23 protein-coding genes are annotated in these 23744 nt (G+C 55.9%); 10 read left to right on the top strand and 13 right to left on the bottom strand.

What is annotated here, in order from left to right:
- Positions 1 to 31: 31 nt before the first annotated feature.
- The 7 genes from mdcE to prs all read right to left on the bottom strand — a co-directional run bounded on the left by mdcE (position 32) and on the right by prs (position 7173).
- Positions 32 to 832 carry a biotin-independent malonate decarboxylase subunit gamma gene (mdcE, locus tag P0H77_RS02280; RefSeq protein WP_276165221.1) on the bottom strand — a complete coding sequence of 267 codons (801 nt, stop codon included), beginning with the start codon at positions 830 to 832 and terminating at the stop codon, positions 32 to 34.
- Complete coding sequence (locus P0H77_RS02275) at positions 832 to 1665, bottom strand: biotin-independent malonate decarboxylase subunit beta (protein WP_276163420.1); 834 nt, start codon at positions 1663 to 1665, stop codon at positions 832 to 834. Before P0H77_RS02275 ends, mdcE begins: the two co-directional genes overlap by 1 nt.
- Positions 1658 to 1957 (bottom strand): malonate decarboxylase acyl carrier protein, encoded by a 300-nt coding sequence (gene mdcC / locus P0H77_RS02270; protein WP_276163419.1) that lies wholly within the window; start codon positions 1955 to 1957, stop codon positions 1658 to 1660. The genes P0H77_RS02275 and mdcC overlap by 8 nt, the downstream gene beginning before the upstream one ends.
- Before the next feature lie 9 nt (positions 1958 to 1966).
- Complete coding sequence (locus P0H77_RS02265) at positions 1967 to 2824, bottom strand: triphosphoribosyl-dephospho-CoA synthase (protein WP_276163418.1); 858 nt, start codon at positions 2822 to 2824, stop codon at positions 1967 to 1969.
- Complete coding sequence (gene mdcA, locus P0H77_RS02260) at positions 2824 to 4479, bottom strand: malonate decarboxylase subunit alpha (protein ID WP_276163417.1); 1656 nt, start codon at positions 4477 to 4479, stop codon at positions 2824 to 2826. Before mdcA ends, P0H77_RS02265 begins: the two co-directional genes overlap by 1 nt.
- A 330-nt stretch (positions 4480 to 4809) precedes the next feature.
- Positions 4810 to 6300 (bottom strand): nicotinate phosphoribosyltransferase, encoded by a 1491-nt coding sequence (locus P0H77_RS02255; protein WP_276163416.1) that lies wholly within the window; start codon positions 6298 to 6300, stop codon positions 4810 to 4812.
- Positions 6301 to 6312: 12 nt separating this feature from the next.
- Positions 6313 to 7173 carry a ribose-phosphate diphosphokinase gene (gene prs, locus P0H77_RS02250; protein WP_276163415.1) on the bottom strand — a complete coding sequence of 287 codons (861 nt, stop codon included), beginning with the start codon at positions 7171 to 7173 and terminating at the stop codon, positions 6313 to 6315.
- Between the two features lie 198 nt (positions 7174 to 7371).
- On the opposite strand from prs, the gene P0H77_RS02245 reads away from it, so the two are divergent.
- The 4 genes from P0H77_RS02245 to P0H77_RS02230 all read left to right on the top strand — a co-directional run bounded on the left by P0H77_RS02245 (position 7372) and on the right by P0H77_RS02230 (position 10305).
- On the top strand, positions 7372 to 8091 hold the full coding sequence (locus P0H77_RS02245; protein ID WP_276163414.1) for an NUDIX hydrolase: 720 nt from the start codon (positions 7372 to 7374) through the stop codon (positions 8089 to 8091).
- A gap of 81 nt (positions 8092 to 8172) precedes the next feature.
- Positions 8173 to 9189: a hydrolase gene (locus tag P0H77_RS02240; protein ID WP_276163413.1), complete on the top strand. Its 1017-nt coding sequence runs from the start codon at positions 8173 to 8175 to the stop codon at positions 9187 to 9189.
- A gap of 1 nt (position 9190) precedes the next feature.
- Positions 9191 to 9409 carry a YheU family protein gene (locus P0H77_RS02235; protein ID WP_176916756.1) on the top strand — a complete coding sequence of 73 codons (219 nt, stop codon included), beginning with the start codon at positions 9191 to 9193 and terminating at the stop codon, positions 9407 to 9409.
- 26 nt (positions 9410 to 9435) lie between these two features.
- Positions 9436 to 10305 (top strand): phosphoribulokinase, encoded by an 870-nt coding sequence (locus P0H77_RS02230; RefSeq protein ID WP_276163412.1) that lies wholly within the window; start codon positions 9436 to 9438, stop codon positions 10303 to 10305.
- A gap of 186 nt (positions 10306 to 10491) precedes the next feature.
- Here P0H77_RS02230 and P0H77_RS02225 read toward each other — a convergent pair whose 3' ends face one another.
- The gene (locus P0H77_RS02225; protein WP_276163411.1) at positions 10492 to 10896 is read right to left on the bottom strand and encodes an OsmC family protein; all 405 of its coding nucleotides are present in this window, start codon (positions 10894 to 10896) and stop codon (positions 10492 to 10494) included.
- Positions 10897 to 11203: 307 nt separating this feature from the next.
- Here P0H77_RS02225 and crp point away from each other — a divergent pair, with 307 nt between their 5' ends.
- Complete coding sequence (gene crp, locus P0H77_RS02220; RefSeq protein ID WP_103677200.1) at positions 11204 to 11836, top strand: cAMP-activated global transcriptional regulator CRP; 633 nt, start codon at positions 11204 to 11206, stop codon at positions 11834 to 11836.
- 42 nt (positions 11837 to 11878) lie between these two features.
- Positions 11879 to 13966: a YccS/YhfK family putative transporter gene (locus P0H77_RS02215; protein WP_276163410.1), complete on the top strand. Its 2088-nt coding sequence runs from the start codon at positions 11879 to 11881 to the stop codon at positions 13964 to 13966.
- On the opposite strand, the gene P0H77_RS02210 is transcribed toward P0H77_RS02215, so the two are convergent.
- The 5 genes from P0H77_RS02210 to ppiA all read right to left on the bottom strand — a co-directional run bounded on the left by P0H77_RS02210 (position 13956) and on the right by ppiA (position 17422).
- Positions 13956 to 15176, bottom strand: coding sequence for an aspartate aminotransferase family protein (locus P0H77_RS02210; protein ID WP_276163409.1), 1221 nt, complete (start codon positions 15174 to 15176; stop codon positions 13956 to 13958). The two genes, P0H77_RS02215 and P0H77_RS02210, sit on opposite strands and share 11 nt — an antisense overlap.
- 87 nt (positions 15177 to 15263) lie before the next feature.
- A complete protein-coding gene (gene pabA, locus P0H77_RS02205; RefSeq protein ID WP_276163408.1) occupies positions 15264 to 15827 on the bottom strand; it encodes an aminodeoxychorismate synthase component 2 in 564 nt (187 codons plus the stop codon).
- A 156-nt stretch (positions 15828 to 15983) separates the two neighbouring features.
- Positions 15984 to 16586 carry a putative adenosine monophosphate-protein transferase Fic gene (locus P0H77_RS02200; protein ID WP_276163407.1) on the bottom strand — a complete coding sequence of 201 codons (603 nt, stop codon included), beginning with the start codon at positions 16584 to 16586 and terminating at the stop codon, positions 15984 to 15986.
- The gene (locus P0H77_RS02195; protein ID WP_276163406.1) at positions 16576 to 16743 is read right to left on the bottom strand and encodes a YhfG family protein; all 168 of its coding nucleotides are present in this window, start codon (positions 16741 to 16743) and stop codon (positions 16576 to 16578) included. The genes P0H77_RS02200 and P0H77_RS02195 overlap by 11 nt, the downstream gene beginning before the upstream one ends.
- Positions 16744 to 16849: 106 nt before the next feature.
- The gene (gene ppiA, locus P0H77_RS02190) at positions 16850 to 17422 is read right to left on the bottom strand and encodes a peptidylprolyl isomerase A (protein ID WP_276163405.1); all 573 of its coding nucleotides are present in this window, start codon (positions 17420 to 17422) and stop codon (positions 16850 to 16852) included.
- A 278-nt stretch (positions 17423 to 17700) separates the two neighbouring features.
- On the opposite strand from ppiA, the gene tsgA reads away from it, so the two are divergent.
- The 4 genes from tsgA to cysG all read left to right on the top strand — a co-directional run bounded on the left by tsgA (position 17701) and on the right by cysG (position 23657).
- Positions 17701 to 18882 (top strand): MFS transporter TsgA, encoded by a 1182-nt coding sequence (gene tsgA / locus P0H77_RS02185; protein WP_276163404.1) that lies wholly within the window; start codon positions 17701 to 17703, stop codon positions 18880 to 18882.
- Positions 18883 to 19163: 281 nt separating this feature from the next.
- Entirely contained in the window at positions 19164 to 21707 is a 2544-nt protein-coding gene (gene nirB / locus P0H77_RS02180; RefSeq protein WP_276163403.1) for a nitrite reductase large subunit NirB, read from the top strand.
- Positions 21704 to 22030, top strand: a complete 327-nt coding sequence (nirD, locus tag P0H77_RS02175; protein WP_276163402.1) for a nitrite reductase small subunit NirD — start codon at positions 21704 to 21706, stop codon at positions 22028 to 22030. Before nirB ends, nirD begins: the two co-directional genes overlap by 4 nt.
- Before the next feature lie 253 nt (positions 22031 to 22283).
- The gene (cysG, locus tag P0H77_RS02170) at positions 22284 to 23657 is read left to right on the top strand and encodes a siroheme synthase CysG (protein WP_276163401.1); all 1374 of its coding nucleotides are present in this window, start codon (positions 22284 to 22286) and stop codon (positions 23655 to 23657) included.
- Positions 23658 to 23744: the final 87 nt, after the last annotated feature.

Genomic DNA, 23744 nt, shown 5'->3' with positions numbered 1-23744 from the left:
GCGGCAGGCAATCCGGCAGGTCTCTTATTGCTTACCAGCTCGCTTGCATACGTTCACGCACGAGAGCAGAGCTGCGGCGGTTGTCAGCGCCCAGACGGCTTTTCAGCGTAGGGTCCTGACGAGCGTCGTTGATGGCCTGGTGCAGCGTGGTTAACACCAGCGTCAGATCGTTTGCAGACGGGGCATCCGGGTTGCTGATGTCCAGCAGATCGGCAAGCAGCCCCAGCGTGGCGTAGTTATCAATGTCGTACGCCATTGGCGGAATAGTCGCCGCCAGTTTTTCCAGCGATTCAACGCTACGCAGAGTGATACGTGCGGCGGACTCTTTGCCCATCGCATGAATCAGCACCCCGTTATCGTTGAAGGCGATCAGGCGGTTCGCCTGGTAGCCGTGCGCCAGAAACGCGCCGGACATCGCTTTACCCACGATCAGACCAATCACCGGATGACCGGCCAGACGCGCGTTGGCATAGGCTGCCGCCGCACCGGCCAGCGCCTGATGAATACCAAAACCCTCTTCACGACGACCGTAGGCCTGGCTTGGCACGTCTATCACCGCCACAATCGGGCGCTTGACGGCTTTGTCTGCGTCGGCGGCGACGGTTTCGCTGACCACTTTCGCCAGCGTCCAGCCTTCCAGCAGCCCCACTTCGCCTTTGGCGGCGCGCGGGTAATGGTTGTTCGCATCCGGCACCACGGCAATAAAGCGTACCGTTTCACCATTCAGTTCACCGTCAGCGGCCTGCACAGACGGGCACAGCCCTTCCAGACGTTTCGCATTCGGTACGAGGGTTTCCAGCCATAATTCGCCGCGGCTTATTGAAGTACTCATCATTTCACCTCCCGGGCAAAGAGCGCGTTAATCTGTTCGGCATCGGCCTGTTTACGGGTGTCGAAGTTGGTCAGACGGTTAAGATAATCGTCATAGTTATCGGTGCGATGTTTCGCCGGAACGCCTTTCGCCAGCGCGTCGTTCATTGCCGCTTTGACTGCATTTACGCCGTCGCCGACTAATGCATCCACCAGCCCGCTTTGATAGCGCACTTCGCCACCAGTCATGCTCCAGATAAACGGACGGTCGCGGGAGTCATACTCTTCAATCCCGGCTTCCTGTTCGATGACCTGCGGGCCGTTCAGACCCAGACGCGCTTCACGGGTGACGATCAGATAGCTGCACAGTGCAGCGGCGATGGACATCCCGCCGAAGCAACCCACGGTCCCGGCGACAATGCCGACCACCGGGGTATAACGACGGAGATCGACAATCGCCGCGTGGATGTCAGCAATCGCCGCCAGGCCAAGGTTCGCTTCCTGTAAGCGTACGCCGCCGGTTTCGAGGCACAGTACCGCCTGCGTCGGGATACCGTTACGGTTATCTTCCGCCGCCAGCTCCAGCGCCGCCGCCATTTTGGCCCCGGACACTTCGCCCATGCTGCCGCCCTGGAACGCGCCTTCAATCGCCACAACAACCGCCGGTTTGCCGTTGATGGTGCCTTTGGCGACGACCATGCCGTCATCGGCCTGCGGGACGATGCCCTGCGCACCCAGCCACGGCGAAACGATGCCTTCAAACGGATCGAGCAGTTCGCGATAGCTGCCGTCATCCAGCAACGCCTGCGCGCGCTGACGTGCTTTTAATTCGATAAAACTGCGGTCATCACGCATAGCTCACCTCTTCAAATACCTGTTCGATACGAATACGTGCCACGCCGGGCGTTGCGCCGAAATCGTGGATCGTCATTTTCCCGGCAGGCAGGCTGCTGACCGTTTCTAAACGGCTAATCAGCGCTTCCCAGCGGCTACGGCTGTTATCGACAGAAGTGGTGATATCAATGGTTAACGTCTGGCCCTGGTCGGCGGTGAATAACACCTCCATATCCCCGGAGCCCACAACGCCTGCCAGCGCTTTACCGCTTAAGGTGCGGCTGGCCGGTACGGTTAACGTAATGTGTTCCATAACATCCTCTTAATGCGTTAAATAAGGCGACTCAATGCGATCGAGAAACAGGGTGGCGGCGAGCAAGTCAGCGGCCCCGCCCGGCGAAGCGTTCAGCGCCAGCATGTGCCTGTCGAGTGCGGCTAATGCCAGCTGGCCTGCCGGACAAGCGCTGCCGCCGGCGTTAAGCACTGCGCGGGCACCGTCCTGCATCGCATCCAGCCCTTCAAGACCGGCGCGGGACAGCACGCAGGTGTCGGTCAGCGAAGTCATGATGGCCATCAGGGCATCCAGTCGGGCCTGCGTTTCGCTACTGCCGTTTAGCCGACTCAGTCGAAGCTGCGGCAATGCCCGCTGCATAATGTGCGGAAACGCCTGCTGTGCCTCTTCGCGTGCGCCTGGCACCCGGTAGCGGTGCGTGGCGCGTAGCCCTTTACTGAAAACTCTGGGCGCGGCGTCATCCGGCAGTTTCGCCAGTTCAGCGGCGGTGTTGGCTATCTGCTGCGCGCTGCCCACGCCGCCGTGCATCGCTACCGCGCTCACCAGCAATCCCAGCGCCCAAATCGCGCCGCGATGGGTGTTTACGCCGCCGGTGGCCGCCATCATCTGCTGCTCGCCGTCGCGGCCGAGTCGCCCTATGGTTTGTCTGAGCGCAATGTCAGCGGGACGCCGCCAGCTTTGTTGCGCCAGCGCCTGAAACGTGGGGGTCAGGCTGTGCGCAGAGCGCTCCATCAGCGCAAGGGATAAATCGTGGTGCGCGCCGTTCCCCCGACTGTCCACCAGACCGGGTTTCGGGCTTAATCGCGCTTCGTCAATCAGACACTGCGTGGCGGCTCGCGCCAGCCATTCGGCACCGCCTTCAACCTGGATCCGGGGCAGAAGTTTCATTACCAGCTCCGGAATTTCGCAGGTGGGTTGTAGAGACCGCCGGACCATTCCACCAGGTCGGCTACGCTACCGGCCGCCAGCAGAGAACGGGTGGCGTCGGTGCGACGAATACCCATATCTTCCGGATAGACCACTTTCCCGCTCTGACGCAGGGCGGCAACGCGTTTAGCGTCTACGCCCAGCCCGATGTCGGTGATACCGGCCACTGCCGCGACCATCGCCCGACGCTCTTCCAGCGATTCAGCGCGATAGAGATAGGCGATACCTTCTTCGGTCAGCACGTGGGTCACGTCGTCGCCGTAGATCATCACCGGCGCCAGCGGCATCCCGGAGGTTTTTGCCACTTCAATAGCATCGAGTTTTTCCACGAAGGTCGGTTTCACGCCTGCCTGGAAGGTTTCAACCATCTGGACGACCAGTTTTTTCCCGCGCTGCATTGGGTCCGGTTCGGTGATCATATTCAGCCATGCCGGAGTGGCATGACGACGACCGTGCGGATCGTGGCCCATATTCGGCGCGCCGCCGAAGCCGGAAAGACGACCGCGGGTCACGGTTGAGGAGTTGGCATAACCATCGACCTGCAAGGTGGAACCGATAAACATATCGACCGCGTACTGACCTGCCAGCTGGCAGAAGGCGCGGTTAGAACGCATGGAGCCATCAGCGCCGGTAAAGAACACGTCAGGGCGGGCGCGGATGTATTCTTCCATCCCCAGTTCGCCGCCGAAGCAGTGCACGCTTTCCACCCAGCCGCTTTCAATGGCCGGGATCAGCGTCGGATGCGGGTTCAGGGTCCAGTGTTTACAAATTTTGCCTTTCAGGCCGAGCTGTTCGCCGTAGGTCGGCAGCAGCAGTTCGATAGCGGCGGTATTAAAGCCGATACCGTGGTTCAGCGACTGCACCTGATGTTCCGCGTAGATGCCCTTGATCGCCATCATCGCCATCAGGATATGTTCCTGTTTGATCAGGCGCGGGTCGCGGGTAAACAGCGGTTCAATAAAGAAGGGTTTGTCGGCGACCACCACGTAGTCAATCCACGAACCGGGGATATCAACACGCGGCAGATCGCATTCATCATCGACCAGTTCATTAACCTGAGCGATAACAATGCCGTCATGGAACGCGGCCGCTTCAACCAGTGCCGGCGTATCTTCGGTGCTCGCCCCGGTATAGAGGTTGCCTTTACGGTCAGCTTTAAAACCGGCAATAAGCGCCACGTTTGGCGAGAGATCGACATACAGACGGGAGTAAAGCTCAATGTAAGTATGGATAGCACCGATTTCCAGCAGGCCATCTTCCAGCAGCTGCGAAATGCGCAGGCTTTGGGTCCCGGAGAAGGAGAAATCCAGTTTGCGGGCGATACCTTTTTCAAAGATATCCAGATGTTCGCTGCGCCCGACGCTTGGCATGATCATGTGCAGGTCATGCACAATCTGCGGATTAACTTCAGCCAGCATGCGGGACAAGAAATCAGCCTGCTTCTGGTTGTTCCCTTCAAGAACCACGCGATCGCCCGGCGCGATCAGTTTTTCCAGCATCGCGACCAGGTCTGCGGTTGGCAGTACCTTCCCCTGCACGGGTACGGATGCCAGACGCCGCTGTTTTTCAGTGCGGCGGGTGTTCCAGACGCGTGCTGGCGTTTGCCCAGATAACATTATGAACCTCCTGATTCAGCAATCAGTTTGATTGGCTTAACACTGAGAAGAGTCTGAGCTTTGGTGAGAAATGCATCAATTAAGCGGCGGGAAGAATCATTAGCCTGAGAGTAATGATTAGAATTGACGTTATGTGATGAGGATCAATTTAGAACGAGGCAAAAAGATTTAATGGAGGGTGGCGTCGGGCGCGATAAACTTAGCGGCGGTGGATGGCCTGCCCGGTGGCGCTGCGCTTACCGGGCCTACCGTGAGCGAAACGCTTTGATATATAGTATTAAAAGTAGGCCGGGTAAGGCGAAGCCGCCACCCGGCAGGTTACGGGAATGATTAACCTTGTGCCGCCAGACGATGACGGATCTGTTCAAAATGTTCGCGGTTGAAAAGCTTACCGTCGAGAAAACGGATTTTCAGCTCGCCTTCCTGTTCCTGCTCCCAAGTTTGCTCGTCATGAAGCACCAGCTCTCCCTGCGAATCACGCTCAACGCGCAGCAGGCCGCGGGCGGAACGTTTCATACCGTTATCGGTTTTCGGCTCTTTGAAAATAGTGCGCCCTTCGCCGTTCACCTGTCCCCAGGTGGCTTTCATTGCAAAACCGAAGGTGTCACGGGTGTTGTACTGATAGGTAAAGGAGCCGATGCCAAATACCACGTTAGAACTGGCGAAACCTTTTGCTTCCAGACGGCGCAGGATCTCATTCGCCCGCTCCAGAGTAATGGAATCGCCGTAAATCAGCCCCACGTGCGGGTCGAGGACTTTATAGCCTTTCTCATTCACCGTGCCGCCGAAAATCTCCCACAGCACTTCTACCGAGCCTTTTTCTTCCGGGCTACGCTCAGCACGCGTGTCGTCATCCGCCCCGGTGCCGCAAAGAATGTCTACCGGGTCGCCGCTGTCAGGACGAAATACCACGCGCCCTTCGCGGTTCATAATCAACGATTTCAGTTCGCGGGTATATTCGGTCAATACGCGCCAGTAGTCCCAAGTATCAGACACGATGGAGACAAATCCCTGCGGATAGAGGTCGGCAATCAGACGACGAAACGTCTCAATCTCGCCTTCATGCTGGCCCATGCACATCACGCTGTGTTCCGTCGCCGGGATGCTCGCGCCAATAAAGTACTCTTCGCCTTCGGTGTAGTAATCCCGCGCATACAGGATAGACGGAATGCTGTCAGTGCCTTTGAAGCTCAACAGATGACCGCTGCCCGCCTGCATCGTGTCCTGTAAACCGGCCATCCCGCGGAAAGAAAAGTCGTGGCACTGAAAATCCAGGTGCGAGAGATCGCTACAGGTTTTCGCCGCCCATTTTTCACAAATCTTACGGTAATGGTGCGCAATCGTGGCGTTGGTTGAGGCTTTCCACAGCTCGGCGGAGAGCACGGTTTCCAGGTAGTTCACCAGCCAGAAGGCATCGTCACGGGTATTGGTGATCGTCAGAACCGGCACCTTCATCGGTACTTTGCTGCCCTCATCCAGCGCTTTAATGTGCAGTGGAAGATAGCCGGTACGGTGCAACGTGCGGATGTGATCGACAGCGACGGCGTCGCGTCCCAGATAACTGTCCATCACCTGTTTGTACTCATTCACCACCTCATCTTCCGGACGGGAGAAAAAGGCATCGTTAAACAGATCGACCAGGAACCACTGCATAAAGCCCTGTAAACCGAAGAACACCAGCTTGCCATCGGCAAGCGGAGACTGAAAAAAGCGATCGCTGCGCGGCGTAAAATTGGAGTAAACCTTCGTGGTGCCCTGCGGATACTGCACGCGGTGCGAAACTTTGTAGCCATCGATAGCCAGAATGGGGTTCATTTTCATGATGTTTCTCCGTTAAGCGCCGTAAATAGCAGCGATATCAATCAGTTCAAGGTTCGGATGCGCAAGCGCGGGTGAAGTAAACGAAGTGGTGGTATAAATTGCGTCGATCCCGTTTGAAAGCAGATTTTCCACGCCTTTAGAAAAGATACCGTGCGTGACGTACAGGCTGACGCTGCGAGCGCCCGCATCGCGCAGGACCTGCGCGGAGCCAATAAACGTCCCTCCGGCATCACACAGGTCATCGACAATCAGCACATCCCTGCCCTTTACATCGCCGGAGACCAGCGCGAAACCGGTGAGATTGCCGCTCGCCACATCGCGTTTTTTCGTTAATACCGCGTATTCAGATGCCCCTGTCGCTCTGGCAACCGCGTCTATTTTTTTCAGTGCGCCCGCATCCGGGGCAACCAGCATTAACGCCTGCTGCTGAAACTGACGTGCCAGCGTGGGACTGTGCAGCAGGCAGACTTCCTGCGGGATAGCGACAAAATTATCAATCGCTGCCCCCGCCGCATCGCTGTGCGGGTCGAGCACCTTAACTTTATCGAAGCCCAGAGTATTGAGTTGACGGGCAAAAACCTTCAGGGCAAAGCTGTCGCCCGCCACCATATGACGGTCCTGACGGGCCCACGGGAGCCACGGAAGCTCAAGGTGGCTGACCAGCACATCGGTAACATGGCATACGGCATCAACCAATTGAGCCAGCAACATGAAATCATTCATATCACGCATGGCGGCGGCACGAACACGCATCAGCTGCGCGCTTTCTGGCAGTTTGCCTGTCACCTTCAGCCATACCGCTCCGTCTGGGAAAATGCCGGTTGTTAAGGCAATCTCTTGATTATCAATGAATAACTGCAACCGTTTTTCCATTTCTTTGCCCTCTCAATTCATTAATGTCCCTGCGACAATTTAATAATGTCCCTAAGACACATATTATGCAAGTTATTTTTTGAACAAAAAGCAAAATAACGTTAATTGCCTGATAACAGAAATAAAAAAAGCGTGTGTTTTGTGCTGGCCTGGGCTGGTAAACTGGGTTTTCCCTGCCACGGTGAACGGCCACGACAAATGACGACAGAAGCGGAATACCTGAAAAATTACGACGCCAGCCGTTTTCCATCGCCGCTGGTAACGGTCGATAGCGTGCTTTTTACCCTTCATCAGAGCGAACTTTGCGTGCTGCTGGTTGAGCGAGCCAGCCAGCCGCAACTGGGCTGCTGGGGGTTACCGGGAGGCTTTATTGATATCGCTGGCGATGCCTCCACGCGGGATACCGCGCTGCGCAAGCTGACGGAAAAAACGGGGGTGTCGCCATCGTGGCTGGAACAACTCGATACTTTTTCCGGCCCGGATCGCGACCCGCGCGGCTGGAGCCTGACGGTAAGCTGGTTTGCGCTGATATCCTGGGTGGACTGCGCGCCGCATATTGAGACCGTCAGCGATGCGAAGTGGATCCCGGTGCAGGCGCTTTCCCGCTATCAACTGGCGTTCGATCATGCCGCGATTGTACAGGCGGGCCTGCATCGCCTGCGGCAGAAGACCATGTATTCGCTGCTTCCCGTCTACTGTTTGCCTGAACACTTTACGCATGCGCAGCTCCAGGAAGCCACGGAGATCATTCTCGGACAGCCAATCCAGCGCAAAAGTCTGATCCGCCGTATTGAAGCGTCCGGTATGCTGGAGGAAACCGGCGAGAGCATCGCCACTGGCGCGCGTAAAGCCCGATTGTGGCGGCGCAAGCCCGGCGTGGATATTCATCTTTTTTCCCGCAATTTGCTGGCTGAATAATGACTACCACGTTAAATGCATAAACCGTACTAATAATTACGGGTTATAGTACGGCGCAATTTCCTTAAACTATCCTCTGTCATGGCTCAAATTTCATCTGAACAATCGCTCGTCGGGCAAGACGATACGTACACTTTTCACCCCATGCCCGGGGCGCGGAATCCGCATCTGCAGACTATGCTGCCGCGCCTGCTGCGTCGCCGGGTGCAGTTCACACCGGTATGGCAACGGCTCGACTTGCCGGACGGTGATTTCGTCGATCTGGCCTGGAGTGAAGATCCGCAGCAGGCCAGGCATAAGCCCCGGCTGGTGGTTTTTCACGGGCTGGAGGGCAGCCTGCACAGCCCCTACGCGCATGGGTTGATCCACGCGGCGAAAGCGCGCGGCTGGCTTGGCGTCGTCATGCATTTCCGCGGCTGTAGCGGTGAGCCAAATCGTCTGAACCGTATCTATCACTCAGGAGAAACCGAGGACGGCACCTGGTTTTTACACTGGCTGCAGCGCGAGTTCGGCAACGTCCCCACCGCAGCGGTGGGGTACTCGCTGGGGGGTAACATGCTGGCGTGCCTGCTGGCAAAAGAAGGCGGCAACGCACCGCTCGACGCGGCGGCGATTGTCTCCGCCCCCTTTGTGCTGGAAGCGTGCAGTTATCACATGGAGAAAGGCTTTTCCCGCGTCTATCAGCGCTATCTGCTCAACCTGCTGAAAGGGAATGCGACCCGCAAACTGAAGGCGTACCCCGGCACGCTACCCATTGAACTGGCCCAGCTCAAGCAGGTCCGCCGCCTGCGTGAGTTTGACGATTTGATCACCGCCCGTATTCATGGTTTTGCCGATGCTATCGACTATTATCGGCAGTGCAGCGCGATGCCGTTGCTCAATCAGATCGCCAAACCGACGCTGATCATCCATGCTAAAGACGATCCGTTTATGGATCATCACGTTATTCCCGATCCCGACACCTTACCGCCACAGGTAGAGTATCAGCTCACCGAGCATGGCGGGCACGTCGGATTTGTGGGCGGCACGCTGCGGCGTCCGCAAATGTGGCTGGAAAAACGCATTCCCGACTGGCTGACAACTTACCTCGGAGCCTAATATGATTATTCCCTGGCAGGATCTCGCGCCTGAAACCCTCGATAGCCTGATCGAAAGCTTTGTCTTGCGTGAAGGCACTGATTATGGTGAACATGAGCGTTCGCTCGAGCAAAAAGTCGCCGACGTTAAACATCAGCTTAAAACGGGCGATGCCGTGCTGGTGTGGTCTGAACTGCATGAGACGGTCAACATCATGCCTCGCAAGCAGTTCCGCGACTAATTTTACTGATTACTCAGGGAGTTGCTATGTCTGCCAAACATCCGGTGATTGCGGTAACGGGTTCCAGCGGTGCGGGAACCACTACCACCAGTCTCGCCTTCCGTAAGATTTTTTCCCAGCTCAACCTGCATGCGGCGGAAGTCGAAGGGGATAGTTTTCATCGCTATACCCGCCCGGAAATGGACATGGCGATCCGTAAGGCGCGCGATCTGGGTCGGCATATCAGCTATTTCGGCCCCGAAGCCAACGACTTTGGCCTGCTGGAACACACGTTTATTGAATATGGTCATTCCGGTACAGGCCAGGCGCGAAAGTATCTGCATACCTATGACGAAGCCGTGCCGTGGAACCAGATACCGGGCACGTTTACCCCATGGCAACCGCTGCCGGAACCGACCGACGTGCTGTTTTACGAGGGATTGCACGGCGGCGTGGTCACCCCGCAGCACGATGTCGCACGCCATGTCGATTTGCTGGTGGGCGTGGTGCCGATTGTTAACCTCGAATGGATCCAGAAGCTCATTCGCGATACCAGCGAACGCGGACACTCCCGCGAGGCGGTGATGGACTCGGTGGTGCGTTCAATGGAGGATTACATTAACTTCATTACGCCGCAGTTTTCGCGCACGCATATTAACTTTCAGCGGGTGCCGACCGTCGACACCTCCAACCCGTTCGCCGCGAAAGGCATCCCGTCGCTGGATGAAAGCTTTGTCGTTATTCATTTTCGCAATCTGGAAGGGATCGATTTCCCGTGGCTGCTGGCGATGCTTCAGGGATCGTTTATTTCCCATATCAATACCCTGGTGGTGCCCGGCGGAAAAATGGGGCTGGCGATGGAGCTGATTATGCTGCCGCTGGTGCAGCGGCTGATGGAAGGCAAAAAAATAGAATAACGAGAGGGCGTGCCCTTTGCCCGGCGGCGCTGCGCTTGCACGGGCCTGTGAATTGCGATTAACGTATTGATATTGATGGTTTTCGTAGGCCGGGTAAGGCGAAGCCGCCACCCGGCATAACAACGATGCGGTTGCCTGCGATACACCGCAAACGCGGGCAACATGGTAACACGGTGGACGTTAACCCTACCCTGCGACTACCTCATACGAATGGGTAATATTCACCGCTTTACCCAGCATCAACGCCACAGAGCAATATTTCTCCGCAGAAAGATCGACCGCGCGGGCGACGGCGCTCTCTTTCAGATCCTGCCCCGTAACCATAAAGTGCAAATTGATATGGGTAAATAAACGAGGGGCCTCTTCACGGCGTTCAGACGTCAGTTTAACCTCACAGTTTGTCACCGCCTGACGCCCTTTTTGCAGGATCGACACCACGTCGATTGCGCTGCATCCTCCCGCGGCCATCAGCACCATTTCCATCGGGCTGGGCGCTTTATCACCGGAGTTACCGTCCATCAAAATCTGGTGCCCGGAAGCCGACTCACCCAGAAACGTTAACCCTTCAACCCATTTCACTCGCGCTTGCATAATATCCACTCCAGTGTCGCCATTTTCTTCACAGATTACGCGCACATAACAATTCTCGCAACGGAAGGCGACCTGCGTCATGCTGAAGCGAGACACCAGGAGACAGGCGGCAAAAGCTATGCTAAAACAGACGGGATGCTACAGTGATACATTGACTTTGCGCATACATAGATGCAAAGGACATCAGATTAACGACTGCGGAGCATACCGACAGTCAACTTCCCGTCAGCGGGAAGAAAACGATTGCAACCCCGGAGGCAACGTCGTTTAGCCGCCGGAGATAGCTTATAACAGAGGATAACCGCGCATGGTGCTTGGCAAACCGCAAACAGACCCGACTCTCGAATGGTTCTTGTCTCATTGCCACATACATAAGTACCCTTCAAAGAGCACGCTGATTCACCAGGGTGAAAAAGCGGAGACGCTGTATTACATCGTCAAAGGCTCCGTGGCAGTGCTGATTAAAGACGAGGAAGGGAAAGAGATGATCCTTTCTTATCTCAACCAGGGCGATTTTATCGGTGAACTGGGCCTATTCGAAGAGGGCCAGGAACGTAGCGCCTGGGTGCGTGCAAAAACCGCCTGTGAAGTCGCGGAAATCTCCTACAAAAAATTCCGTCAGCTGATCCAGGTGAATCCGGATATCCTGATGCGCCTTTCCGCACAGATGGCACGCCGTTTACAGGTGACGTCCGAAAAAGTGGGCAACCTTGCTTTCCTCGACGTCACCGGTCGTATTGCGCAGACGCTGCTTAACCTGGCGAAACAGCCGGACGCCATGACCCACCCGGATGGTATGCAGATCAAAATCACCCGTCAGGAGATCGGCCAGATCGTCGGTTGCTCTCGTGAAACGGTGGGCCGCATCCTCAAAATGCTGGAAGACCAGAGCCTGATCTCCGCGCACGGTAAAACTATCGTCGTCTACGGCACTCGCTAAGCTCGACCCCGGCGCATTCACTGCAATGCGCCGATAAATTCTATGTGGCGCAGGCTTATCTATCACCCGGAAGTGAACTACGCACTACGTCAAACGCTGGTGTTGTGTTTGCCCGTGGCTACAGGTCTGATTATCGGCCACCTCCAGTACGGTCTGCTATTTTCCCTGGTTCCCGCCTGCTGCAATATTGCCGGTCTTGATACACCGCATAAGCGTTTTTTTAAACGTCTGATTATTGGCGGTTCGCTGTTTGCTGGCAGTAGCCTTGCCGTTCAGCTTCTGCTGGCGCAGGGTGCGCCGCTGCCGCTGGTCCTGACCGCGCTGGCGCTGATACTCGGCGTTACGGCGGAGATCAGCCCTCTTCATGCACGCCTGCTTCCCGCTTCGTTAATTGCCGCTATCTTCACCCTGAGCCTGGCGGGTTCAGTGCCGGTGTGGGAGCCAATGCTCCTGTATGCGACCGGTACGGTCTGGTATGGCCTGTTTAACTGGTTCTGGTTCTGGCTGTGGCGCGAACAGCCGCTGCGCGAATCGCTAAGCCTGCTTTACCGACAGCTGGCGGACTACTGCGAGACTAAATACAGCATGCTGACCCAGCACGCCGATCCGGAAAAAGCGCTGCCGCCATTGCTGGCGCGTCAGCAAAAAACGGTGGATCTCATTACCCAGTGCTATCAGCAGCTCTATATGTTGTCGGAGAAAAAGCATCATAACTACCGGCGGCTGCGCTGGATGTTCCAGATGGCGCTGGATTTACAGGAGCATATCTCCGTCAGCCTGCACCAGCCGGAAGAGGTGCAAAAGCTGGTGGAGCAAAGCCACGCGGAAGCGGTGATCCGCTGGAATGCGCAGACCGTGTCTGCTCGCCTGCGCGTGATGGCGGATGACATCCTTTATCACCACTATTCCGGGCGCTTCAATATGGAGAAACAAATTGGCGCGCTGGAGAAAATCGCCCGGCAGAATCCGGATAATCCCGTCGGCCAGTTTTGCGCCTGGCACTTTAGCCGCATCGCCCGCGTGCTGAAAACGCTGCGTCCGCTTTATCCGCGCGATTTAATGGCCGATCGTCAGCGTCGTCTGCCCTTGTGGTCGGCGCTCAAAAACTATTTATCACTGAAATCTCCCGCGCTGCGTACGTCGGCCCGTCTTAGCGTGATGCTCAGCATCGCCAGCCTGGCAGGAAGCGTGCTGCATCTGCCCAAGCCCTACTGGATCTTAATGACCATTATGTTCGTGACGCAAAACGGCTATGGTGCGACGCGAGTGCGGATCCTGCACCGAACGCTGGGCACGCTGGTCGGGCTGGTGATTGCGGGCGCGACCCTGCACTTTAAGGTGCCGGATGGTTTTACCCTCTGCGCGATGCTGGTGATTACCATTGCCAGCTATTTGATCCTGCGAAAAAATTACGGCTGGGCGATGATTGGTTTTACCGTCACCGCCGTGTATACCCTTCAGCTTATTAACCTCAACGGTGAACAGTTTATTCTGCCGCGGATGATCGATACCGCGCTGGGCTGCCTGATCGCCTTTGGCGGAATGGTCTGGCTGTGGCCACAGTGGCAAAGCGGCCTGCTGCGGCAGAATGCCCACGGTGCGCTGGAAGCGGATCAGGAGGCGCTGCGTCTGATTTTAAGCAACGATCCGCAGGCACCCACGCTCGCGTATCAGCGGATGCGGGTAAATCAGGCGCACAATACCTTATTTAACTCACTGAACCAGGCGATGCAGGAGCCGGGTTTTAATACGCAGTATCTGGCCGACATGAAACTCTGGGTCACCCACAGCCAGTTTATCGTCGAGCATATTAACGCGATGACGACGCTTGCTCGCGAGCATAATATGCTGACGCCGGATCTGGCGGAACGCTATCTGCAATCCTGTGAAATTGCCATTCAACGCTGCCAGCAGCGTCTTGATTCGGAAGGGTCGGGAAGCGCAGGGAATGTAAACATTCTGGAAGCACCGGAGGGCGCGCCGCAAGGCCCGCTCAGCACCGTGGAACGGCATCTTGAGCGCATACTCGGGCATCTGAACACCATGCATACTATCTCTTCAGTCGCATGGCGTCAGCGCCCGCATCACGGGATCTGGCTGAGCAGAGCGTCCAGCGGCGCTAAGCGTTAACGAGGTGCTCTACCGCCTGCGCAAAACGTTGCATCCCTTCGTCAATATCGGCCTCATCCACCACCAGCGACGGGGCGAAGCGCATAACGTCAGGTCCGGCGTTAAGCACCATCACGCCTTCGTCTGCGGCGGCGTACAGGAAATCCCGCGCCCGGCCTTTAAATTGCGGTTTCAGCTCGGCACCGATCAATAGCCCCATTCCGCGAATATCGCTGAACAGCGCGTATTTCTCATTCATTTGCTGCAAATGCTCAACAAACCGCTGGCGCTTAGCGTTCACGCCGTTAAGAACCTCCGGCGTATTGATGATATCGAACGCCGCACCTGCCACGGCGCAGGCCAGCGGGTTGCCGCCGTAGGTCGAACCGTGCGATCCGGCGTGAAAAGCGCTGGCAATCTCGTGAGTGGTCAGCATGGCGCTGATCGGGAAGCCGCCGCCCAGCGCTTTGGCGCTGGTAAGAATATCCGGCGTGACGCCATAGTGCATATAGGCAAACAGATCGCCGGTACGGCCCATCCCGCACTGCACTTCGTCAAATACCAGCAGCGCCTGATGTTGATCGCACAGGTCGCGCAGGCCTTGCAGAAATTCCGGCGTCGCTGCCGTCACGCCGCCTTCGCCCTGGATTGGCTCAACGACCACGGCGCAGGTGTGATCGTCCATCACCGCTTTTACCGCATGCAGATCGTTAAATGGCACGTGAATAATATCCGCCGGTTTTGGTCCAAAGCCGTCGGAGTATTTCGGCTGTCCACCGACGGAGACGGTAAACAGCGAGCGACCGTGAAAGGCGTTATGAAAGGCAATGATTTTGCTTTTGAACGGACTGTGGCGCACGCAGGCATAATGACGCGCCAGCTTAAAGGCGGTCTCGTTCGCTTCCGTGCCGGAGTTCATAAACACTACGCGCTCGGCAAAGGTGGCATCGACAATCTTACGTCCGAGACGCAGCGCAGGCTCATTGGTAAACACGTTACTGGTGTGCCACAGCGTCTCGCCCTGCGTTTTCAGCGCGTCCACCAGCGCCGGATGACAGTGCCCCAGCGCGGTCACCGCAATCCCGCCTGCGAAATCAACGTACTCTTTGCCCTGCTGATCCCACACCCGGCTACCCAGCCCTTTAACCGGAATAAACTCCGCCGGTGCATAAATCGGCAGGATCACTTCATCAAACGTTGCGCGCGTTATTGCCGGTTGTTCAGTTGCCATGTTATGCCCACCCTTCTTCATGCAGAAATGAATGTGATATTATAATCACAAAATATGCATAAAAAATCACTTGAAGGCAACTATAAATCAGCGATGGAGGAAATTAGCCAGCAGCTGATGCCCCTGCTCGCTGAGGATACTCTCCGGGTGAAACTGTACGCCTTCCAGATCCCATTCCTGATGCCGGATACCCATAATCTCCTGCGTGTCACTCCAGGCGGTCACCTCGAAGCATGCCGGCAGCGTCGGCGGATCGATCACCAGCGAATGATAGCGCGTTACGGTCAGCGGATTATTTAGCCCGCAAAATACGCCGCTGCCGTTATGCGTGACCGGCGAGGTTTTGCCGTGCATGACGTTTGCCGCCCGCACAATGGTCGCCCCAAATGCCTGGGCAATGGCCTGATGACCGAGGCAAACGCCAAGAATAGGCAATCTGCCCGCATAGCAGCGGATCGTTTCCAGCGAAATACCCGCTTCATCCGGCGTACAGGGACCGGGGGAAATAACAATCCTGCGCGGATTAAGCGCGGCAAGTTCTGCCAGCGTTAGCTCGTCATTGCGGCGCACCAGCACCTCAGCCCCCAGTTCACTGAAGTACTGAAACAGGTTCCAGGTAAAAGAATCGTAGTTGTCGATGATGAGCAGCATAGTGTGATACACGAGTGAAGTAAGGCGGGTATGGTAGCAAATTGCTGACAAAGCGCCACGTTGCGCGGCGGGATGGCCTTGCCGTTCGCGACATTTTAGCTTAACTCCCCCGCACGGCCTCGGATATCGCCGATCCGTGCGGAGTATTACTGAACGTTATGCCGATTCACCCGCCTCGCTCACCACGTCGGCGAAAATCGCTTCCAGCGGCGCGAGATCGCCCATGGCACCGCTCTGGTTAGCCTGCCGCCAGGCTTCAACGTCAATATCGCGCCAGTCGAGCACGTATCCGGCGTGGATCGCCAGTTGTTCGAAGAAGATACGCTGCGCCAGACCGTTACCAAGGCGGAAAGGATGCAGGACGTTAATCTCGCAGTAGTAGTGCGCCAGACGGGCGATAAATTCGCTTTTCTCCAGCCCCGCCAGATACTCTTCCTCTTCCAGCGCCTGCATCAGGGCATTGCCTTCGTTTTCGATATACTGAAAATTACAAAAACGCGTGTCGTCCTTGTAAATGTCGATTTCCCGTAGGTGCCCGGCCCAGTCGAAAACATCCTGATAGAGGTGACGATGAATGGCGCACAGATGCGGCAATCCTCTAACCTGCGGCCCCAGCTCAATGGTGGCCGCCCGCAATGCGGTCAAGTCGTACGCTGCCTGTTCCAGCCGTTTATCCTGACGAATGCCGAGCCGGTTGCGCAGCACGTTTATACCGGGATAAAGATAAGGGTCGCGCCCGTCGCCATATTTATCGCTCATAGTGCCTCCTGAGTTCCTCAAGACGCGCCAGCGCATCCTCCGCCGTCAGCGACTGCAAAGGAATATCAACGCCTTCAAGACGGCGGCTGGCCTGAAAATTTTCATTACGCCGTTGTTCCCAGAGACGGGTTTTTTGTTTGTCAGTGAGCTTTTTCATGCTGACCTCCCTGATTGTGCCCTTATGTGCCTCAAGTATAAGCATCATTTTCAGGTTGCGCAGGGAAGCAGGGTGACGCGGATCGGGCGATCCGCGTCGGAAACGATTACGGCAGTACTTTCGCCGACAGGATCACAATCGGTTTTGTCGGTACGTTCTGATAAGGACCCACATCGTGCGACGGAGCCTGGGAAATTTTATCGGCAACGTCCATGCCCTTCACGACTTTAGCAAAAACGGCGTAACCGAAGTCGCGCTGACCATGATCGAGGAAGGCGTTATCCGCAACGTTGATGAAAAACTGGCTGGTGGCGCTGTCTTTGTCGGCAGTACGCGCCATCGCAACGGTGCCGCGGGTATTACGTAAGCCGTTGTCCGCTTCGTTTTTAATCGGCGGATTCGGCTGCTTCTGCTGCATTTGCTCATTAAAACCGCCGCCCTGCACCATAAAGCCCGGGATCACACGGTGAAAAGTGGTGTTGTTATAAAAGCCGCTGTTAACATAATCGAGAAAGTTTTTGACCGATACTGGCGCTTTCTGGCTATCCAGCTCCAGCTCAATATTGCCCGCCGAGGTGGTTAACAGGACGTGCGGGTCGCCTTTTGCAGCGAGGGCTGCCGAAGAAAGTGCTGAGAGTGTGAAAACGGTAACAACCGCAGCCAGAGTGGTTTTGAGCATGTGATTTCCTTAACGGGGGCAGCAACGAAAGCAAGTGGCTTGATTCTAAAGAGGCTTTCCCCCCCAGGCCAGCCTTTTACTTAATTTTACGCTGCTGAAATAGTTGTAACTGCCATAAGAACGGCGCGCCGCACAACATAATGTGATTAACATCACGATAACGAATGTAAGCGTGCAAACTTTTTGTAATAAATATTTAAATGCGTCACTCGATTGCATAAAATCTATCCGCCCGGCGCATAGTCAATGCGCTTTACATATCTATTCACAGGCCATACATGACTAACAGCAACAGAATCAAGCTCACATGGATCAGCTTTTTCTCCTATGCACTTACCGGTGCACTGGTGATCGTCACCGGAGTGGTGATGGGCGATATCGCTAACTATTTTCACCTGCCCGTTTCCAGCATGAGTAATACTTTTACTTTTCTGAACGCAGGGATCCTGATTTCAATCTTCCTGAATGCCTGGCTGATGGAAATCGTGCCATTGAAAACGCAGCTGCGCTTTGGCTTCATACTGATGGTGCTGGCGGTTGCCGGGCTGATGCTCAGCCATAGTCTCGCCCTCTTCTCCGCTGCCATGTTTGTGCTGGGGCTGGTGAGCGGGATTACCATGTCAATTGGTACTTTCCTCGTTACGCAGATGTATGAAGGCCGCCAGCGCGGTTCACGCCTGCTGTTTACCGACTCCTTCTTCAGCATGGCGGGAATGATTTTTCCGATGGTCGCCGCTTACCTGCTGGCGCGTAGCATCGAGTGGTACTGGGTGTATGCCTGCATCGGCCTGGTGTACGTGGCGATTTTCATTCTGACCTTCGGCTGTGAATTCCCGGCACTGGGTAAACATGCGCCGAAAGAAAGCCAGCCGGTTACGCGGGAAAAATGGGGCATCGGCGTTCTGTTTTTGTCCATCGCGGCGCTGTGCTACATCCTCGGCCAGTTAGGTTTCATCTCCTGGGTGCCGGAATATGCGAAAGCCCTCGGAATGAACCTCAACGATGGCAGTAAGCTGGTCAGCGATTTCTGGATGTCATACATGGTTGGGATGTGGGTATTCAGTTTTGTTCTGCGCTTCTTTGATCTGCAACGCATTCTGACCGTTCTGGCCGGGGTGGCGACGGTACTGATGTATTTCTTCATCAAGGCCCAGCCAGAGCATATGCCGTGGTTTATTCTGACGCTTGGTTTCTTCTCCAGCGCCATCTATACCACCATCATTACCCTCGGATCGCAGCAAACTAAATTGCCGTCGCCGAAGCTGGTTAACTTTATTCTGACCTGCGGGACCATCGGCACCATGCTGACCTTTATTGTGACCGGCCCTATCGTAGCCCATAGCGGTCCACAGGCAGCGCTTTTGACCGCAAACGGCCTGTATGCGGTGGTATTCGTCATGTGTCTGGCGCTGGGTTTTGTCACTCGTCATCGTCAGCATAGCGTGGCGACTTCGCACTAATCTTTCCAGCCCCTTTTCCTTCTGAAAAGGGGTTTCATTTTCCCCCTCTAAATGTGTACTTCCTGTTAACTAAGGGAGTATTTGCTATTGCTTAAAAACCTCACAATTTGCCTGCAAATTAATCAAAACAGAAAAGCCAGCATTATCCGCCACTTATAAAAATCCTGACAAATCAGTCATCTACCCATTAAGTAGTAGTGAAAGGCGTATTTGATTTACATCAATAAGTGCGGTTGCTGAATCGTTAAGGTAGAGGTATTAGAATAGAAATCGAGGCAAAAATGAGCAAAGTCAGACTCGCAATTATCGGTAACGGCATGGTCGGCCATCGCTTTGTTGAGGATCTTCTTGATAAAGCCCCGGCAGACCAGTTCGACATTACCGTGTTCTGTGAAGAACCCCGCATCGCCTACGACCGCGTCCACCTGTCATCTTATTTTTCACATCATACCGCTGAAGAACTTTCGCTGGTACGCGAAGGCTTTTATGAAAAACATGGCATCAAGGTGCTGATTGGCGAACGTGCGATCACCATCAACCGCCAGGAGAAAGTCATTCACTCCAGCGCCGGGCGTACCGTCTTTTATGACAAGCTGATTATGGCGACCGGCTCCTATCCGTGGGTCCCGCCGATTAAAGGCTCTGAGACCCAAGACTGCTTTGTTTACCGCACTATTGAAGACCTCAATGCAATTGAAGCCTGCGCCCGCCGCAGCAAACGCGGCGCGGTGGTTGGCGGCGGCCTGCTCGGTCTGGAAGCCGCGGGCGCGCTGAAAAACCTCGGCGTGGAAACCCACGTGATTGAATTCGCCCCGATGCTGATGGCGGAACAGCTGGATCAAATGGGCGGCGAGCAGCTGCGCCGTAAAATCGAAAGCATGGGCGTGCGCGTTCATACCAGCAAAAACACCAAAGAGATCGTCCAGGAAGGCGTTGAAGCGCGCAAAACCATGCGCTTCGCCGACGGCAGCGATCTGGAAGTCGATTTCATCGTTTTCTCAACCGGTATCCGTCCGCGCGACAAATTAGCCACCCAGTGTGGTCTGGCCGTCGCACAGCGCGGCGGGATTATCATTAACGATACCTGCCAGACCTCTGACCCGGATATTTACGCGATTGGCGAATGCGCCAGCTGGACCAACCGGGTTTACGGTCTGGTCGCCCCGGGTTACAAAATGGCCCAGGTGGCGGTTGATCATATCCTCGGCACGCCGAACATCTTTGAAGGTGCCGACCTCAGCGCCAAGCTGAAACTGCTGGGCGTGGACGTGGGCGGTATCGGCGACGCGCATGGCCGCACGCCGGGCGCACGCAGCTACGTTTACCTGGATGAGAGCAAAGAAGTCTACAAACGCCTCATCGTTAGCCCGGATAACAAAACGTTGCTCGGCGCGGTGCTGGTCGGCGATACCAGCGATTTCGGTAACCTGCTGCAACTGGTGCTGAACGCCATCGAGCTGCCGGAAAATCCGGATGCGCTGATCCTTCCAGCCCACGCGGCTGGCGGCAAACCGTCTATCGGCGTTGATAAACTGCCGGATAGCGCGCAAATCTGCTCCTGCTTCGACGTTACCAAAGGCATGCTGATTTCGGCCATCAATAAAGGCTGCCATACCGTTGCCGCGCTGAAAGCGGAAACCAAAGCCGGTACCGGCTGCGGCGGCTGTATTCCACTGGTCACGCAGGTGCTGAATGCTGAACTGGCGAAACAGGGTATCGAAGTCAACCATAACCTGTGCGAACACTTTGCCTTCTCCCGCCAGGAGCTGTACCACCTGATCCGCGTTGAAGGGATCAAATCCTTCGACGAACTGCTGAAAAAATACGGCAAAGGCTACGGCTGCGAAGTCTGTAAACCGACCGTTGGCTCGCTGCTGGCCTCATGCTGGAACGACTATATTTTGCAACCGGAGCACACGTCATTACAGGATACCAACGATAACTTCCTCGCTAACATCCAGAAAGACGGGACCTACTCGGTGATCCCGCGCTCTGCCGGCGGCGAAATCACGCCGGAAGGGCTGATGGAAGTGGGCCGTATCGCCCGCGAATTTAACCTGTACACCAAAATTACCGGCTCCCAGCGTATCGGCCTGTTTGGCGCACAGAAAGACGACCTGCCGGAAATCTGGCGTCAGCTGATTGATGCAGGTTTCGAAACCGGTCACGCCTATGCCAAAGCCCTGCGCATGGCGAAAACCTGCGTTGGCAGCACCTGGTGCCGTTACGGCGTCGGCGACAGCGTCGGCTTCGGCGTCGAGCTGGAAAATCGCTACAAAGGCATTCGTACCCCGCACAAAATGAAATTCGGCGTTTCCGGCTGTACTCGCGAATGTGCGGAAGCCCAGGGTAAAGACGTGGGTATCATCGCCACCGAAAAAGGCTGGAACCTCTATGTGTGCGGTAACGGCGGGATGAAACCGCGCCATGCGGACCTGCTGGCGGCGGATCTCGATCGCGACACGCTGCTGCACTATCTCGACCGTTTTATGATGTTCTACATTCGCACCGCCGACAAGCTGACCCGCACGGCCTCCTGGCTGGAAAGCCTGGAAGGCGGCATCGACTACGTGCGCAGCGTCATCATCGACGACAAACTTGGCATTAATATGCAGCTTGAAGCGGAGATGGCCCGTCTGCGTGACGCGGTGATTTGCGAATGGACCGAGACGGTGAATACGCCGGCGGCGCAGGTTCGTTTCAAACACTTTATCAACAGCGACCAGCGCGACCCGAACGTTCAGGTTGTCCCGGAACGCGCACAGCATCGCCCGGCTACGCCGTATGAACGTATCCCGGTCACTCTGGTGGAGGAAACCGCATGAGCCAGTGGCACACTATCTGCAAACTCGATGACATCATCCCGGCAACCGGCGTCTGCGCATTAGCCGGATCGGAGCAGGTGGCGATTTTTCGTCCACGTGCCGACGACCAGGTGTTTGCCATCAGCAATATCGACCCGTTCTTTAACGCCAGCGTGCTGTCACGCGGTCTGATTGCCGAACATCAGCAGGAGCTGTGGGTGGCAAGTCCGCTGAAAAAACAGCGCTTTCGTCTGCGCGACGGGCTGTGCCTGGAAGATGAAAGCTATTCGGTAAAACATTTCGATACGCGCGTAAAAGAAGGCGCGGTTCAGATTCGGCTGTAACGCGTCCCCCCTCACCCCGGCTCTCTGTACCGGATCGGAACACAAGGACAACGCCGGGCTGTTCCCTCTCCCTCCGGGAGAGGGTTAGGGTGGCCTTCAGAATCATCAACATGTTTACCCGTGTGCGGCCAATGCTGTGGGTTACGCGTCTCCGGGCAGTGTTTATGGGCTTATGCTACGCCGCGCGCCGGACGTCCAGCGCCTGCCACATCGACCACGCAAGCAACCGTCAGCCAGTAAATAAGGAGACGACGTGGACTATTTGCCTATTTTTTGTCAGGTACGCGACCGTGCCTGTCTGCTCGTTGGCGGCGGCGACGTCGCTGAACGGAAAGCTCGACTACTGCTGGAAGCGGGCGCACGGCTTACCGTTAACGCGCTCGCTTTTGCGCCGCAGTTTGCGGTGTGGGAAAAAGCGGGCGTCCTCACCCTGGTGGAAGGCGAATTTGCCGGGTCGTTGCTGGATGAGTGCTGGCTGGCGGTTGCCGCGACCGATGACGCTGAGGTTAACCAGCGGGTCAGCGATGCCGCCGAAGCCCGACGCATTTTCTGTAACGTAGTGGATGCGCCGAAGCAGGCCAGTTTTATTATGCCGTCAATCATCGATCGCTCGCCGCTGATGGTAGCGGTTTCCTCCGGCGGCGCCTCGCCGGTGCTGGCGCGTCTGCTGCGCGAGAAGCTGGAATCGCTATTACCACAGCATCTGGGTCAGGTAGCGAAATACGCCGGACAGTTGCGTGCGCGGGTGAAAAAACAGTACGCCACCGTGAGCGAACGCCGTCGCTTCTGGGAAAAGCTGTTTGTGCACGATCGGCTGGCGCAGTCGCTGGCGAATCAGGATCGGCTGGCGATTGACGCCATTACCGGGCAACTGCTGAACGAACCGCTGGATCATCGCGGTGAAGTGGTACTGGTGGGCGCGGGTCCCGGCGATCCGGGGCTATTAACGCTGAAAGGATTACAACAGATCCAACAGGCAGATATCGTCGTCTATGACAGGCTGGTGTCTGACGAGATCATGAATCTGGTGCGCCGCGATGCCGACCGGATCTTCGTCGGTAAGCGTGCAGGCTACCACTGCGTGCCGCAGGAGGAAATTAACCAGATCCTGCTGCGTGAGGCGCAAAAAGGCAAACGCGTGGTGCGTCTCAAAGGCGGCGATCCGTTTATTTTCGGACGCGGTGGCGAAGAGCTGGAAACGCTGTGCCAGGCGAATATTCCCTTCTCCGTAGTACCAGGCATTACCGCCGCTTCCGGTTGCTCAGCCTATGCGGGTATCCCGCTGACCCATCGCGATTATGCGCAAAGCGTGCGGCTGATCACCGGACATCTGAAAACTGACCGTGAGCTGGACTGGAAAAACCTGGCGGCAGAAAAGCAGACGCTGGTCTTTTATATGGGTCTCAGTCAGGCATCGAATATCCAGGAAAACCTTATAAAATGCGGTATGTCTGGCGATATGCCAGTAGCGCTGGTCGAGAATGGCACCGCCATTAAACAGCGCGTGGTCAGCGGCGTACTCTCGCAATTAAGCTCGCTGGCGCAACAGGTTGAAAGCCCTTCACTGATTATTGTTGGCCGGGTCACGGAGCTGCGCAATAAGCTTAACTGGTTCTCACATCATTGATAAAAATGCTTAATGCCTCTTATTAGTTGAATTGATATATGTAATACCCGCTTTTGAGGTTTTCTTATGGGTCAGCGTTCCTGTTCA

Source organism: Superficieibacter sp. HKU1, assembly GCF_029319185.1.
Lineage (GTDB): Bacteria > Pseudomonadota > Gammaproteobacteria > Enterobacterales > Enterobacteriaceae > Superficieibacter.
Note: the sequence above shows the minus strand (reverse complement) of the source record. Positions and strands in the feature narration are given on the sequence as shown.

What these genes read in the sequence shown, in the direction of transcription:
- tsgA (WP_276163404.1), top strand. Translation starts at nt 17,701, where the DNA reads ATGACTAACAGCAACAGAATCAAGCTCACATGGATCAGCTTTTTCTCC.
- mdcE (WP_276165221.1), bottom strand. Translation starts at nt 832, where the DNA reads ATGAGTACTTCAATAAGCCGCGGCGAATTATGGCTGGAAACCCTCGTA.
- P0H77_RS02215 (WP_276163410.1), top strand. Translation starts at nt 11,879, where the DNA reads ATGTGGCGCAGGCTTATCTATCACCCGGAAGTGAACTACGCACTACGT.
- P0H77_RS02235 (WP_176916756.1), top strand. Translation starts at nt 9,191, where the DNA reads ATGATTATTCCCTGGCAGGATCTCGCGCCTGAAACCCTCGATAGCCTG.
- nirB (WP_276163403.1), top strand. Translation starts at nt 19,164, where the DNA reads ATGAGCAAAGTCAGACTCGCAATTATCGGTAACGGCATGGTCGGCCAT.
- P0H77_RS02245 (WP_276163414.1), top strand. Translation starts at nt 7,372, where the DNA reads ATGACGACAGAAGCGGAATACCTGAAAAATTACGACGCCAGCCGTTTT.
- prs (WP_276163415.1), bottom strand. Translation starts at nt 7,173, where the DNA reads ATGGAAAAACGGTTGCAGTTATTCATTGATAATCAAGAGATTGCCTTA.
- P0H77_RS02275 (WP_276163420.1), bottom strand. Translation starts at nt 1,665, where the DNA reads ATGCGTGATGACCGCAGTTTTATCGAATTAAAAGCACGTCAGCGCGCG.
- P0H77_RS02265 (WP_276163418.1), bottom strand. Translation starts at nt 2,824, where the DNA reads ATGAAACTTCTGCCCCGGATCCAGGTTGAAGGCGGTGCCGAATGGCTG.
- crp (WP_103677200.1), top strand. Translation starts at nt 11,204, where the DNA reads ATGGTGCTTGGCAAACCGCAAACAGACCCGACTCTCGAATGGTTCTTG.
- mdcC (WP_276163419.1), bottom strand. Translation starts at nt 1,957, where the DNA reads ATGGAACACATTACGTTAACCGTACCGGCCAGCCGCACCTTAAGCGGT.
- P0H77_RS02225 (WP_276163411.1), bottom strand. Translation starts at nt 10,896, where the DNA reads ATGCAAGCGCGAGTGAAATGGGTTGAAGGGTTAACGTTTCTGGGTGAG.
- P0H77_RS02200 (WP_276163407.1), bottom strand. Translation starts at nt 16,586, where the DNA reads ATGAGCGATAAATATGGCGACGGGCGCGACCCTTATCTTTATCCCGGT.
- mdcA (WP_276163417.1), bottom strand. Translation starts at nt 4,479, where the DNA reads ATGTTATCTGGGCAAACGCCAGCACGCGTCTGGAACACCCGCCGCACT.
- P0H77_RS02240 (WP_276163413.1), top strand. Translation starts at nt 8,173, where the DNA reads ATGGCTCAAATTTCATCTGAACAATCGCTCGTCGGGCAAGACGATACG.
- nirD (WP_276163402.1), top strand. Translation starts at nt 21,704, where the DNA reads ATGAGCCAGTGGCACACTATCTGCAAACTCGATGACATCATCCCGGCA.
- ppiA (WP_276163405.1), bottom strand. Translation starts at nt 17,422, where the DNA reads ATGCTCAAAACCACTCTGGCTGCGGTTGTTACCGTTTTCACACTCTCA.
- pabA (WP_276163408.1), bottom strand. Translation starts at nt 15,827, where the DNA reads ATGCTGCTCATCATCGACAACTACGATTCTTTTACCTGGAACCTGTTT.
- P0H77_RS02255 (WP_276163416.1), bottom strand. Translation starts at nt 6,300, where the DNA reads ATGAAAATGAACCCCATTCTGGCTATCGATGGCTACAAAGTTTCGCAC.
- P0H77_RS02210 (WP_276163409.1), bottom strand. Translation starts at nt 15,176, where the DNA reads ATGGCAACTGAACAACCGGCAATAACGCGCGCAACGTTTGATGAAGTG.
- P0H77_RS02230 (WP_276163412.1), top strand. Translation starts at nt 9,436, where the DNA reads ATGTCTGCCAAACATCCGGTGATTGCGGTAACGGGTTCCAGCGGTGCG.
- P0H77_RS02195 (WP_276163406.1), bottom strand. Translation starts at nt 16,743, where the DNA reads ATGAAAAAGCTCACTGACAAACAAAAAACCCGTCTCTGGGAACAACGG.